The organism is Streptomyces sp. NPDC051976 (assembly GCF_040680795.1).
In the GTDB taxonomy this organism is placed as follows: Bacteria; Actinomycetota; Actinomycetes; order Streptomycetales; family Streptomycetaceae; genus Actinacidiphila.
In genome coordinates this window covers 39,441-52,245 of record NZ_JBFAXL010000021.1, presented here as the reverse complement: position 1 = coordinate 52,245, position 12,805 = coordinate 39,441, and the positions used below count along the sequence as shown (strand labels likewise).

At 73.6% G+C, this 12,805-nt stretch carries 10 protein-coding genes; 6 read left to right on the top strand and 4 right to left on the bottom strand.

Features of this window, described 5'->3' with window-relative positions; genetic code table 11:
* The first annotated feature begins 20 nt into the window (after nucleotides 1–20).
* From AB0M29_RS21430 to AB0M29_RS21420, 3 genes are all read left to right on the top strand, one after another.
* On the top strand, nucleotides 21–818 hold the full coding sequence (locus AB0M29_RS21430) for a sugar phosphate isomerase/epimerase family protein (RefSeq protein ID WP_365384739.1): 798 nt from the start codon (nucleotides 21–23) through the stop codon (nucleotides 816–818).
* A 56-nt stretch (nucleotides 819–874) separates the two neighbouring features.
* Complete coding sequence (locus tag AB0M29_RS21425; protein WP_365384737.1) at nucleotides 875–1,777, top strand: LysR family transcriptional regulator; 903 nt, start codon at nucleotides 875–877, stop codon at nucleotides 1,775–1,777.
* A gap of 101 nt (nucleotides 1,778–1,878) precedes the next feature.
* On the top strand, nucleotides 1,879–2,502 hold the full coding sequence (locus tag AB0M29_RS21420; protein ID WP_365384736.1) for a hypothetical protein: 624 nt from the start codon (nucleotides 1,879–1,881) through the stop codon (nucleotides 2,500–2,502).
* Nucleotides 2,503–2,533: 31 nt separating this feature from the next.
* Here AB0M29_RS21420 and AB0M29_RS21415 read toward each other — a convergent pair whose 3' ends face one another.
* Nucleotides 2,534–6,337: an ABC transporter ATP-binding protein gene (locus tag AB0M29_RS21415; RefSeq protein WP_365384876.1), complete on the bottom strand. Its 3,804-nt coding sequence runs from the start codon at nucleotides 6,335–6,337 to the stop codon at nucleotides 2,534–2,536.
* A gap of 262 nt (nucleotides 6,338–6,599) precedes the next feature.
* On the bottom strand, nucleotides 6,600–7,559 hold the full coding sequence (gene speB / locus AB0M29_RS21410; RefSeq protein WP_365384735.1) for an agmatinase: 960 nt from the start codon (nucleotides 7,557–7,559) through the stop codon (nucleotides 6,600–6,602).
* Between the two features lie 214 nt (nucleotides 7,560–7,773).
* Here speB and AB0M29_RS21405 point away from each other — a divergent pair, with 214 nt between their 5' ends.
* The 3 genes from AB0M29_RS21405 to AB0M29_RS21395 all read left to right on the top strand — a co-directional run bounded on the left by AB0M29_RS21405 (nucleotide 7,774) and on the right by AB0M29_RS21395 (nucleotide 10,683).
* Nucleotides 7,774–8,577: a phosphatase gene (locus AB0M29_RS21405; protein ID WP_365384733.1), complete on the top strand. Its 804-nt coding sequence runs from the start codon at nucleotides 7,774–7,776 to the stop codon at nucleotides 8,575–8,577.
* 64 nt (nucleotides 8,578–8,641) lie between these two features.
* Nucleotides 8,642–9,472 (top strand): response regulator transcription factor, encoded by an 831-nt coding sequence (locus AB0M29_RS21400; RefSeq protein WP_365384732.1) that lies wholly within the window; start codon nucleotides 8,642–8,644, stop codon nucleotides 9,470–9,472.
* Nucleotides 9,463–10,683, top strand: a complete 1,221-nt coding sequence (locus AB0M29_RS21395; protein WP_365384730.1) for a sensor histidine kinase — start codon at nucleotides 9,463–9,465, stop codon at nucleotides 10,681–10,683. The genes AB0M29_RS21400 and AB0M29_RS21395 overlap by 10 nt, the downstream gene beginning before the upstream one ends.
* 69 nt (nucleotides 10,684–10,752) lie before the next feature.
* Here the strand turns inward: AB0M29_RS21395 and tesB are convergent, their stop codons facing one another.
* Both tesB and AB0M29_RS21385 read right to left on the bottom strand, forming a co-directional pair.
* Entirely contained in the window at nucleotides 10,753–11,628 is an 876-nt protein-coding gene (gene tesB, locus AB0M29_RS21390) for an acyl-CoA thioesterase II (protein ID WP_365384728.1), read from the bottom strand.
* Nucleotides 11,625–12,782, bottom strand: coding sequence for an acyl-CoA dehydrogenase family protein (locus AB0M29_RS21385; RefSeq protein WP_365384726.1), 1,158 nt, complete (start codon nucleotides 12,780–12,782; stop codon nucleotides 11,625–11,627). Before AB0M29_RS21385 ends, tesB begins: the two co-directional genes overlap by 4 nt.
* Nucleotides 12,783–12,805 lie beyond the last annotated feature (23 nt).

Sequence of the window (12,805 nt, the reverse complement as noted above, 5' to 3'; positions counted from 1 at the left end):
CGGTGCCTAGTGTCCGGCGAATGAAACTCGCCTTCTCCACTCTCGGTGTCCCCGCACTGCCCATTGAGCAGGTGGTACGGCTCGCGTCCGACCACGGCTTCCACGGCGTCGAGCTTCGCGCCAGCCCGGAGGGACCCGTCCACACCGGCCTGCTGGCGGGGGAACGGGCGCGGATCGTCGAGCAGTTCGCGCAGGCGGAGGTCGGCGTGCTCACGGTCGCGGCCTACGCCAAGGTGGCGGCGCCGGGTGAGGACGGGCCGGTGCTGGACGAGATCGCCGCTGCCGTGACGCTGGCCTCCGATCTGGGAGCCCCGTATGTGCGGGTCTTCCCCGGCGGCGGCGGGATCGCGGTCGAGGAGGCGGACGCGCTCGCCACCCGGCGGCTCGCGGCGGCGGCGCCGGTCGCCGAGGACCACGGCGTGCGGGTGCTGCTGGAGACCCATGACTCGCATCGCGGCGGCGCCGATGTCGCCCGGGTGCTGGGCCGGGTCGGGCACCTCGGTGCCGGGGCGATCTGGGACGTGATGCACACCTGGCTGGCCGGGGAGCAGCCGTCCACGACCTACCCGGTCCTGGCGCCGTATCTCGGTTACGTCCAGGTGAAGGACATCGCCTCGGCCGAGGACACCGCGCCGCTGCCGCTGGGCAAGGGGGTGCTGCCGCTGGCGGAGACGGTGGAGGTACTCAGCCGCGGCGACTGGGACGGCTGGCTGTGCTGGGAGTACGAGAAGCGGTGGTATCCGGAGGCGCCGGAGCTCGCGGGGCTGCTGGGCCCGGCGCAGCAGCACCTGTCGCGGCTGCTGGCGGACTCCGCGTAGGACACGCCCAAGCGCTCAGGGGGCGCGAGGGCACGAGCGGGAGGAGGGAGGGAAGGATGCTGGATCTCGGGCGCCTGAGGGCGCTGCACGCGGTGCATGTGCACGGTTCGGTGGGGGCGGCGGCGACGGCTCTCGGGTACACCCCGTCGGCGGTGTCGCAGCAGATCTCCAAGCTGGAGCGGGAGACCAGGACGGTGCTGCTGGAGCGCTCGGGGCGCGGGGTGACGCTCACCGACGCGGCGGAACTGCTGGTGTCGACCGCGCGCGAGCTGATGGCGATCGTCGAGTCGGCCGAGGTGGCGCTGGAGGAGCAGCGGGGGAAGCCCTCGGGGCGCCTCACGCTCGCGGCGTTCCCGACTGCGGCGGCCGGGCTGCTGCCCTCGGTGCTGGCCGAACTGTCGGCCACCTACCCCTCGCTCGAACTGCGCCTCACCGAGGTGGACGCGCATCTGTCGGTGGATCTGGTGGCGCGCGGTGTGGTGGACCTGGCGGTCGCCCACGACTGGGACATCGCGCCGCTGCCCGCGCCGGAGGGGCTGGGGCGGGCGGTGATCGGCGAGGACCGCTGCGATGTGCTGGTACCCGCGGGGCACCGGCTGGCGGAGCGGGAGTCCCTGGTCCGGGCCGATGTGGCGCACGAGCGGTGGATCTGCCAGCCGGCCGGTTCCGTCTGCCATGAGTGGCTGGTGCGCACGCTCCGGGAGGCCGGGACGGAGCCTGACATGGCCTTCCAGGTGGGCGAGTACGGGACGCAGTTGGCGCTGGTGGAAGCCGGGCTGGGGATCGCCCTGGTGCCGCGGCTGGGGCGCGGCCCGGTGCCCGACCGGGTCACGGTGCTGCCGCTGGAGCCCGCGCCGGTGCGGCGGCTCTACGCGCTGTGGCGGGCGGGGGCGGCGCGGCGGCCGTCCATCACCGCGGCTGTCGACATGCTGAAGGCGCACTGGTCCATAGCGCGCTGACCGGGGCTCGTGACGGTGCCGGTCGGAGGGTCCGCGCTCGCTGCGAGCTCACCATCCCGCGCCGCACGGAACCGGTCAGCCGTCCCACCCGTCTCATCGCCATGCTGACGGTCACCTTGCGCAAGACGATGTCGGCGGCGCTGCTGACGGCGTCGCTGGCCACGCTCTCCGTTGCCTGCGGCGGGCACCACTCCGCCGCGGACGCGCCGAGCCCCGGCGGAGGGTCCAGCGCGCCCACCGCCACCACCACCGCTCCCCCGGCCACGCCCTCCACGTCCGGGCCCGGCTCGGCCCCGGCCTCGACCCCGCCGTCCGGGGCGCCGTCCGCCACGTCGGCGCCCGGCTCCCCCGGCGGCGGTTCGGACACCAGCCGCGTCGTGTACTTCTCGACGGCGCGGGTGACCGCGGGGTCACACCAGGTGCTGCACAGCAGGGCGGACGTGGACCGGTTCGCGCGGACGGTCGCGGTGAGCGCGCCGAAGGTGGCCGCGGGGATCGAGTCGGCGGGCGCGAAGGCGGACTTCACGCACCATGTGCTGGTCGGCTGGACCGCGAGCACCGGCTGCAGCATCGCCACCGCGGCGTCACTGCAGATCTCGGGGAACCGGCTGATGCTGAAGGTGGACCACCCGAAGCCGGCGCCGGAGTGCCTGACGGACAACCGGGTCGTGGCGGTGTTCGAGGTGCCCCGGGACCGGGTGCCGGCGCACCCGGCCTTCGGCTGAGCACCGCCCGGCGGCCTCGCCGGGCGCCCGCTCAGGCCACCGCCTGCACCTCGCCGGTGAACGTCTCCCACAGGTCGGCGTAGCGGCCGCCGCGGGCCAGCAGCGCCTGATGCGTACCGTCCTCGACGACACGGCCGTGGTCGAGGACCACGACGCGGTCGGCGCGCGCGGCGGTGCTCAGCCGGTGCGCCACGACGAGGGTGGTGCGGCGCACGGCGAGCCGGTCGGCGGCCTGGTTGACCAGGCCCTCGGTGGCCAGGTCGAGCGCGGCGGTGGCCTCGTCGAGGAGCAGGATGCCGGGGTCGACGAGTTCGGCGCGGGCCAGCGCGATCAACTGCCGCTGTCCCGCCGAGAGGTTGCGCCCGCGCTCGGCCACCGTGTGCAGGTAGCCGTCCTCGAGCGTGGCGATCATCTCGTGCGCGCCGACGGCCCGCGCCGCGGCCTCGACCTCGGCGTCGGTCGCGTCCATCCGCCCGTAGGCGATGGCGTCGCGGACCGTACCGGCGAAGAGGTACGGCTCCTGGGGGACGACGCCGAGCTGCCGGCGGTAGGCGGTCATGTCGAGTTCGCGGATGTCGGTGCCGTCCACGAGCACGGCGCCGCCGGTCGGGTCGTAGAAGCGCGCGACCATCTTGACGAGCGTGGACTTGCCCGCGCCCGTCTCGCCGACGAAGGCGACCGTCTGGCCCGCGGGGATGCGCAGGTTGACGCCGCTGAGCGCCTCGGCGCCCTCCGCGTCCGCGCCGCCGTACCGGAAGTGCAGGTCGCGGAAGGTGATCTCGCCGCGGATCCGTCCCGGGGCGTGCGGCAGCTCGGCGGCCGGGGTGGCGGTCGGCTCGCGCAGCAGTTCACGTATCCGGCCGAGGGAGACGGTGGCCTGCTGGTAGCCGTCGAAGACCTGCGAGAGCTGCTGCACGGGTGAGAAGAACAGGTCGATGTAGAGCAGATACGCCACCAGGGCGCCGGCGGTGAGCGTCCCGGCGCTGACCCGGTGCGCGCCGACGATCAGCACCAGCGCCGCGGCGACGCTGGACAGCAGCTGCACGAACGGGAAGTAGACCGATATCAGCCACTGGCCGCGTACCCGGGCGGTGCGGTAGTCGTCGCTGCGGCGGGCGAAGCGGTCCGCCCCGCGCGCCTCGCCACGGAACGCCTGGACGATCCGCAGTCCGGCCACGTGCTCCTGCAGGTCGGCGTTGATGACGGCGACGCGTTCACGGGCCAGTTCGTACGCCTTCACCGAGGTGCGGCGGAACGCCCAGGTGCCGACCACCAGCACCGGCAGGGTCGCGAAGACCAGCAGCGCGAGCTGGACGTCGATGGCGAGCAGCGCCACCAGGATGCCGAGGAAGGTGAGGACGCTGACCAGGGCGGTGACCAGTCCGGTCTGCAGGAACGTCGACAGGGCGTCCACGTCGGTGGTCATCCGGGTCATGATCCGGCCGGTCAGTTCGCGCTCGTAGTAGTCGAGTCCGAGGCGGTGCAGATGCGCGAAGATCTTCACGCGCATCGAGTACAGGACGCGCTCACCGGTACGGCCGGTGAGCCGGGTCGAGCCCCATTCCGCCGCCCATTGGGCGATCACCAGGGCGAAGCCGAGCAGCGAGGCCGCCCAGACGGCGCCCAGGGCCTCCTGGCGCACACCGGCGTCGATGCCGTGCCGGATCAGCACCGGCAGCAGCAGCCCGGCGACGGCGTCGGCGGCCACCAGCAGCAGGCTCAGCAGCAGCGGGGTGCGGAAGCCGCGCAGTATGCTCGCCAGGCCGAACTTCTGGTCGGCGGCGCGGGCCTGCTCCTCGTCCACCTCGGGGATGTCGAGCGCGGGCGGCAGCGCGGCCACCTTGGCGAGCAGATCGGGGGTGGCGGGCATTCCGGCCAGCGCGGCGGCCATGCTGCCGGGTCCGCCCACCGTGGCGCGGCCGGTGGCGGCGGCGCCACCGGAGGTGCCCTTGGGGTCGTCGTCGGCGGCGCGGCGGTCGGCGGGCCACAGTTCGGGGGTGACGGCGGCCGCGGACCGGTCGTCCGCGTCGCCCGGCACGGGGTCGGCGATCATGGTCACCACGGCGCCGTCCGTGCCGCCCTCGGCGCGCGCCGCCGCCGCTCCCGCCGGGTCGAGCACGACGACATCGGCGCCGAGCGCGTCCGGGTCGGTGAGCAGCGCCCGGAAGAGCGGGCTGCGCTCCTCCAGCTCCTCATGGGTGCCGACGGCGGCGAGCCGTCCGCCGTCCAGCACCGCGATCCGGTCGGCGAGCGCCAGCGTGGAGCGCCGGTGCGCGATCAGCAGCGTCGTACGGCCGCGCATGACCTCGCGCAGGGCGTCGAAGATCTCGGCCTCGACCCGGGCGTCGACCGCCGAGGTGGCGTCGTCGAGCAGCAGCAGCCGGGGGTCGGTGAGGATCGCGCGGGCCAGCGCCACGCGCTGCCGCTGGCCGCCGGACAGAGTGAGGCCCTGCTCGCCGACGACGGTGTCGTAGCCGTCGGGGAGCGCCGATATGAACTCGTGCGCCTGGGCGGCCCGGGTGGCCGCCAGGATCTCGTCCTCGGTGGCGTCGGGGTGGCCGTAGGCGATGTTGGCCCGCACGGTGTCGGAGAACAGGAAGCTGTCCTCGGGGACCATGCCGATGGTCGACCGCAGCGAGTCGAAGGTCAGCTCGCGCACGTCCACGCCGCCGATGCGCACCGCGCCACCGGTGACGTCGTACAGCCGCGGCAGCAGCAGGGAGACGGTGGACTTCCCGGAGCCCGAGGCGCCGACGACGGCGACGGTCTCGCCCGGCGCGACGCTCAGGTCGAAGCCGTCGAGCACCGGCCGGTCCTCGGTGTAGCCGAAGGTGACATCGTCGAACTCGACGGTGGCGGGGGCGCCCGCGGGGAGCGTCCCGCTGCCCTCCTCCAGGGTCGGGGCGGTGTCGATCAGCTCGAAGACGCGCTCCACACCGGCCCGCGCCTGCTGGCCGACCGTCAGCATCATGGTGAGCATCCGGACCGGGCCGGTGAGCTGCGCCAGATAGGTGGAGAAGGCGACGAAGGTGCCCAGGGTGATCTGGCCGCGGGTGGCCATCCAGCCGCCGAGCGCCAGCATCCCGATCTGGCCGAGGGAGGGCACGGCCTGGAGCGCGGGGCTGTAGCGGGCGGTGAGCCGGATGGTACGCAGCCGGCCGGCGAAGAGCCTGCGGCTGACGGACTCCAGCTTGCCCATCTCCTGCTGCTCCTGGCCGAAGCCCTTGACCACGCGGACACCGGTCACGGAGCCGTCCACGATCCCGGCGACGGCGGCGGCCTGCCCCTGCGCGTACCAGGTGGCGGGGAACAGCCGCTTGCGCGACCGGTCGGCGATGAACCACAGCGCGGGCGCCACCGCGAGCGCCACCAGGGTGAGCAGCGGGGAGAGGGTGAGCATCACCACGAGCGACAGCAGGAACAGCAGGACGTTGCCGATCATCATGGGCAGCATGAACAGCAGGCCCTGGATGAGCTGGAGGTCGCTGGTGGCGCGGCCGACCACCTGGCCGGTGCTCAGTTCGTCCTGACGGCGGCCGTCGAGCCGCATGATCGACCGGAACATCTCGTTGCGCAGGTCGTACTGCACGTCCAGGGCGAGCCGCCCGCCGTAGTAACGCCGCACATAGGTGAGGGCGTAGACCACGATCGCCGCCCCGACCAGGACCATCGCCCAGGGCGCCAGCGGCTTGTCGTGCTTGACGATCACATCGTCGATGATCAGCTTCGGCACCAGGGGCACGAGCGCGGTGACCGCCATCCCGGCGAGGGACGCGCCCATGGCGAGCAGCACATTGGTGCGGTAGCGCCAGCAGTACGCGACGAGCCGGCGCAGCCAGCCCTGTGCCGCCGTGCCCTCGGGGACGTCCGCCCCGCCCTGGGACGCGTCCTTTCCGCTCGTCACCGACCGTTTCGCCGCCTTCGCCGTCGCCACCCGTGTCCTCCCGCCGTACGCCACCTCTGGACTTCTACCCGAGGCGACAACGCACTGGCGTGCGCGTTTCATCCTCCCGCAACAAAACGGCGACCAAGGCCGCAGTGCAGTGCGACCTTGGTCGTAGTCCTCCGGTCCCCGCGGGACCCGCCGGGCGGGCGCGTCAGCGGGCCGCCGCGATCTGCCGGGCCATGATCGTGGTCAGCTCGTAGGTGGTGTGCGAGGCCGCCACCGAGGTGATCTCGGCGTGGTCGTAGGCCGGGGCGACCTCGACGACGTCGGCCGACACCAGGTGGCAGTCGGCCAGGCCGCGCAGGATCTCCAGCAGCTCACGGGAGGTGAGGCCGCCGGCCTCCGGGGTGCCGGTGCCGGGGGCGTGCGCCGGGTCGAGCACGTCGATGTCGATGGAGATGTACAGCGGCCGGCCGCCGATCCGCTCCCTGAGCTGCTGGGTGACCTCGTCGACGCCGCGGCGCATCACATCGGCCGAGGTGACGATCCCGAAGCCCATCTTGGCGTCGTCGTCGAGGTCCTTCTTGCCGTACAGCGGGCCGCGGGTGCCGACGTGCGAGAGCGCGGAGGTGTCGAGGATGCCCTCCTCGACCGCCCGGCGGAACGGCGTGCCGTGCGTGTACTCGGCGCCGAAGTAGGTGTCCCACGTGTCCAGGTGCGCGTCGAAGTGCAGCAGCGCCACCGGACCGTGCTTGCGGGCCATGGCGCGCAGCAGCGGCAGCGCGATGGTGTGGTCGCCGCCGAGCGTCATGAGCCGGGCGCCGGTGTCCAGCAGGTCGTCCGCGGCGGCCTGGATGGTCTCCACGGCCTCGTTGATGTCGAACGGGTTGGCGGCGATGTCACCGGCGTCCGCGACCTGGGCGAGCGCGAAGGGCGACGCGTCCTGCGCCGGGTTGTACGGGCGCAGCAGCCGGGACGCCTCCCGGATCGCGTTGCCGCCGAAGCGGGCGCCCGGCCGGTAGGAGACACCGGCGTCGAAGGGCACGCCGACCACGGCGACGTCGGCGGTGCCGACCTCGTCGAGCCGCGGCAGCCGGGCGAAGGTGGCCGGTCCCGCATAGCGCGGGATGCGCGACGAGTCGACGGGGCCGCGCGGCTCTGCGCTGCTCATGGTGGCTGCCTCTTTCCGTTCGCATGGGTGCGGCCGTGGGGTCGCAGGTGGCTCGGGGGCCGCCGGTGATCGGCCCGCGGCTCCGCGGCCGACCCTATGCGGCCGCCGGAAGCCACCGGAATGTACGTTTCCTCCAATCCGCGCCCCCGATTACGCCTCGGCGTCGATCCCCCGGACGTCGCACACCCGTCCGGCGGGACGGGACAATGTGCGCATGCCCATGGATCCCGCTCCCGCAGCTCCCAGCCGCCAGTCCCTCGCCGAGCATCTGATACGTACCCGGATCGCGGGCGATGTCGCCACCAGCCGCGAGAACAACCTCGACCACTTCCGCGCGCTCGCCGAGGGCAACCGCTACTACTGGTTCGGTCTGGAGCTGGGCGACCGGTGGACGGACCTCTCGGCCGTCCTGGAGCTGATGGCCGAGCGGTGCGGGGTCGTCGCCAGCCCCAAGCACCGGCACGGGCAGGACACCATCGACCCGGAGCTGACGATCGACGCCCTGGACCGGATGGCGGACGTGCTGCACAAGGCGGCGGAGAACGGTTCCCGGGTGCTGCTGGCCACCGGGCACCCGGCCGGGCTGTTCGCCGTCCACCACGCGCTGGCCGACGCGCTGCGGGCCGCGGGCTGCACCCTGATCACCCCGCCGGACCATCTGTACGCGGACGGCGGCGAGATCCGGCACCTGGCGTCGGTCTCCATGCTGCACAGGGGCGGCGGCCTGGCACACACCCACTCCCCCGACCCGATGCGGGAGATCCTGGAGGCGCTGGAGCGCGCCGGGGAGCCGCTGCCCGACCTGGTGGTCGCCGACCACGGCTGGGCCGGATACGCGGGCGGCCAGGGCATCGACACGGTGGGCTTCGCGGACTGCAACGACCCGGCGCTGTTCGTCGGCGAGGCCGAAGGCAGCGTCCTGGTGACGGTTCCGCTGGACGACAACGTGCCGCCGCACCTGTACGCGCCGCTCACCGCCTATCTGCTCGCGGCCGCCGGGCTGGACGCGCGGATCTGACGTCACCCCGGTCAGTCGTTACGATCAGTGAAGAGAGCGGGAGGGAGCGAGGAAGGCAGGCACCGTGGTCCGGATAGCGATCGTCGATGACGAAGCGCTGGTCAGGGCCGCCCTGCGAAGCATCCTCGAGTCCTCGGGCGACATCCGCGTGGTGGCTGACTGCGACGGCCATGACGCACTGGCGGCGGTGACCGCGACCCGTCCCGCGCTGGTGCTGCTGGACGCGGTGATGCCCGCGCCCGACGACGGGCTGACGGTGCTGCGGGCCCTGCGCGCGCTGCCCTCGCCGCCCGCGGTCGCCATGCTGACCGCCTTCGACACCAGCGCGCACATCCACGCGGCGATGGCCGCGGGCGCCACCGGCTTCCTGCTCAAGGACACGGCGGTCGGCACCCTGATCGACGCGGTGCGGGTGCTGGCGAGCGGCGGCACGGTGTTCACCCCGACCGTGGGCCGTGCGGTGGTGGACGGCTTCCTCGGGGACACCGCGCACTCCGCGGCGGGCACCACGTCCGGATTCGGCCCGGGGTTCGGCACGGGCTCCGCGGCCGGTTCCGTGCCCGGAGCCGCCGCCGGTGGCTCCGCGGGCCTCCCAGCTGCCGCCACGGGCCCGTCGGCGGGCCCCGAGCGCTCCGGTGGCCCGGGAGGCCGGGGCGCGGCGGAGAACCCGTACGAGGCCGCTCTGGCGCCGCTGACCTTCCGCGAGCGCGAGGTGCTGCGACTGCTGGCCGGCGGCCTGCCGAACGCCGCGATCGCGGCGACGCTGGGCATCTCGGTGGGCACGGTGAAGGACCATGTGCGCGCCGTGCTGCGCAAGCTGGACGCCCCCAACCGGGTGGCCGCCGCCGTCATCGCGCACCAGGCGGGTCTCGACCGGGTGCCCGGATGCCCGTGACGCCCCGCACCGCCCTCCTGGACGCCGCTCTCCTCGCGCTCTCCGCGACGGAGGTGTGGGCGACGCGTTCCTTCGGCGGCCCCGTGTCGCTGGCCTTCGCCTGCCTGGGTACGGCCGCGCTCCTCGTACGGCGCCGGTTCCCGCTGACCGCGTTCGCCGCGACTCTGCCCGCCCTCGCGCTGGGCTACATCTGGTTCTCGCCCATGGGCACGCTCTACATGGTCGCCGCGCACCCGCCGGAGCAAAATCGCGCACAAGGAGGGCGGGGTGCCCCGGACGGGCCCGGCCATCTGCCCGACCGGGTGACCGGCGGCGGGGTGTCCTCACGGGCCCTGCTGATCGGGGCGTGCGGTGTCGTCGCGGGCGTGGTGTCCTTCGTGCCGTGGCCGTTCCGGGCCCCGGCGAGCTGGGCGCTGTCCGACACGATCCTCGCCCTCATGCTCTCGGCGCTGATCGCGGGGGCGCCCATCGCCCTCGGGCTCCTGGCGGCCTCGCGCCGCGAACTGGCCGGGCGGCTGGCCGAGCTGGCGGCCAGCCGGGAGCGTGAGCACGCGCTCGCCGCCGAGCAGGCGGTGGCACGCGAACGCGCCCGGCTCGCCCGCGAGATGCACGACACCGTGGCCCACCACATCAGCCTGATCGCCGTGCAGTCCGGCGCCCTGGAGGCGACCGCGCAGGGGCCGCAGGCGCGGGCGGCGGCGGGCGCGGTGCGCCAGCTGAGCCGCGACGCGCTGGACGAGCTGCGGCGCATGGTGGGCCTGCTGCGGCTGCCGCTGACCTCGGGCCAGCCGCTGGACGCGGGGCCCGGTCTTGCGGGCATTCCGGCGCTGGTGGCCGCCGCCGGGCCCGGCACGCACGGGGAGCTGCCCGCCGTACGCCAGGAGGCCGACGGCGCGGTGCCGTCCGCCGACGTGCAGCACGCGGCGTACCGGATCGTGCAGGAGGCGCTGACCAACATCCGCAAGCACGCGCCGGGGGCCGAAACCCGCGTCCTGGTGCGGCGTACCGGCGACGCGCTGGTGGTGGAGGTGCGCAACGGACCCGGGGCGGTGGCCGCGGGGCCCTCGCTGCCGTCGGGCGGGCACGGGCTCGCGGGGCTGCGCGAGCGCGCGCAGCAGCTCGGCGGCGACTTCGCGGCGACACCCGCCGCCGACGGCTTCCTGGTGCGGGCCCGGCTGCCGGTCGCGCCGACCGCGGAGGTCACGTCGTAGCGGCTCGCCGTGGCGACCGGGCGGGGCAGCGCGGCACCCGAATCCCGCACTCACCCGAAGGGGTGAGCGTCAGGTGCGCGGGACGCGGATCAGGCCCTCCTGGATGACCGATACCGCGAGCCGCCCGTCCTGGGTGTAGATACGGGCGGTCCCCAGGCCCCGGCCGCCGGACGCGGACGGGCTCTGCTGGTCGTAGAGCAGCCACTCGTCGGCACGGAACGGCCGGTGGAACCACATGGCGTGGTCGAGGCTGGCGCCGACCACGTCACCGACCGCCCAGCCGCCGCGCCCGTGGGCGAGCAGCACCGAGTCGAGCAGCGTCATGTCCGACACATAGGTGGCGAGGCAGACGTGCAGCAGCGGGTCGTCGGCGAGCTTGCCGCGGGTGCGGAACCACACCTGGGAGCGGGGTTCGCGTTCGACGCCCGCGGTGAGGAACGGCGGGTCCTCCACATAGCGGAGGTCCACGGCCTCGCGCGCTTCGAGCAGCCGGTCGACCACCGTCGGGTCGGGGAACTTGTCCGCGTGCCGCGGCAGCAGTTCCGCGGCCGTCGGCAGCGACTCCGGGTCGGGCGCGTACGGCATCGGCTCCTGGTGCTCCAGCCCGTCCTCGTAGGACTGGAAGGAGGCCGAGAGGTGGAAGATCGGCTGGCCGTGCTGGACCGCGACGACCCGGCGGGTGGTGAAGGAGCGGCCGTCACGGATCCGGTCGACCTGGTAGACGATCGGCGCGCCGGGGTCGCCGGGGCGCAGGAAGTACGCGTGCAGGGAGTGCGCGGCGCGGTCCTCGGGCACGGTGCGGCCCGCGGCGACCAGGGCCTGGGCCGCGACCTGGCCGCCGAACACCCGCGGCACGACGGCGGACCGGCTCATGCCGCGGAAGATGTCCCGCTCGATCCGCTCCAGGTCGAGCAGATCGAGCAGGGACTGGAGCGGCTCGTTCACAGGCCCATCGACTTGGCGATGATCGACTTCATGACCTCACTGGTGCCGCCGTAGATGCGGTTGACGCGGTTGTCGGCGTACAGGCGGGCGATCGGGTACTCGTTCATGTAGCCGTAGCCGCCGTGGAGCTGGAGGCAGCGGTCGATGACGCGGGCGGCGACCTCGGTGCAGAAGAGCTTGGCGGAGGCGGCGTCGGCGGCGGACAGCTCGCGCGCGTCGTGGGCCTCCAGGGCGCGGTCGACGACGGCCTCGGCGGCGTCCACCTCGGCCTTGCAGGCGGCCAGCTCGAACTTGGTGTTCTGGAACGACGCCACGGACTTGCCGAAGACGGTGCGCTCCTGGACGTACTCCTGGGCGAAGCGGACCGCGGCGGCGGCCTGCGAGTGGGCGCCGACGGCGATCGCCAGGCGCTCCTGCGGCAGGTTCTGGCCGAGGTAGGAGAAGCCCTTGCCCTCGTCGCCGAGCAGGTCCTCGACCGGCACCCGGACGTCGGAGAAGGCGAGTTCGGCGGTGTCGGAGGTGCGCAGGCCGAGCTTGTCGAGCTTGCGGCCGACCGAGTAGCCCTCGGACGTGGTGTCCACGACGAAGAGCGAGATGCCGGCGCGGCGGTCCTCGGCGGAGGCCGGGGCGGTGCGGGCGCAGACGATGACGCGGTCGGCGTGGACGCCGCCGGTGATGAAGGTCTTGGCGCCGTTGAGCAGGTAGTGCGTGCCGTCGGCGGAGAGCTTGGCGGTGGTCTTCATGCCCGCCAGGTCGGAGCCGGTGCCGGGCTCGGTCATCGCGATGGCGAACATCGTCTCGCCGCTGACGAAGCCGGGCAGCCAGCGCTTCTTCTGCTCGTCGGTGCCGTACGCCATCACATAGGGCAGGCAGAGGCCGACGTGGACGCTGCTGCCGCCGAAGCTGACGCCCGCGCGGGCGCACTCCTCGCTGATGACGGCCTGGAACTTGAAGCTCTCCTGGCCCGCGCCACCGAACTCCTCGGGCACTTCGATGCCGAAGACGCCCAGCTCACCGAGCTTGTAGTAGAACTCGCGCGGGACCTGCCCGGCGGTCAGCCACTCGTCGTAGACAGGGACGACCTCGGCCTCGACGAAGGCGCGTATCGTCTCGCGGAACGCTTCGTGGTCCTCGTTGAACACCGTACGACGCACAGCGCGCCTCCCATCGACGAGCG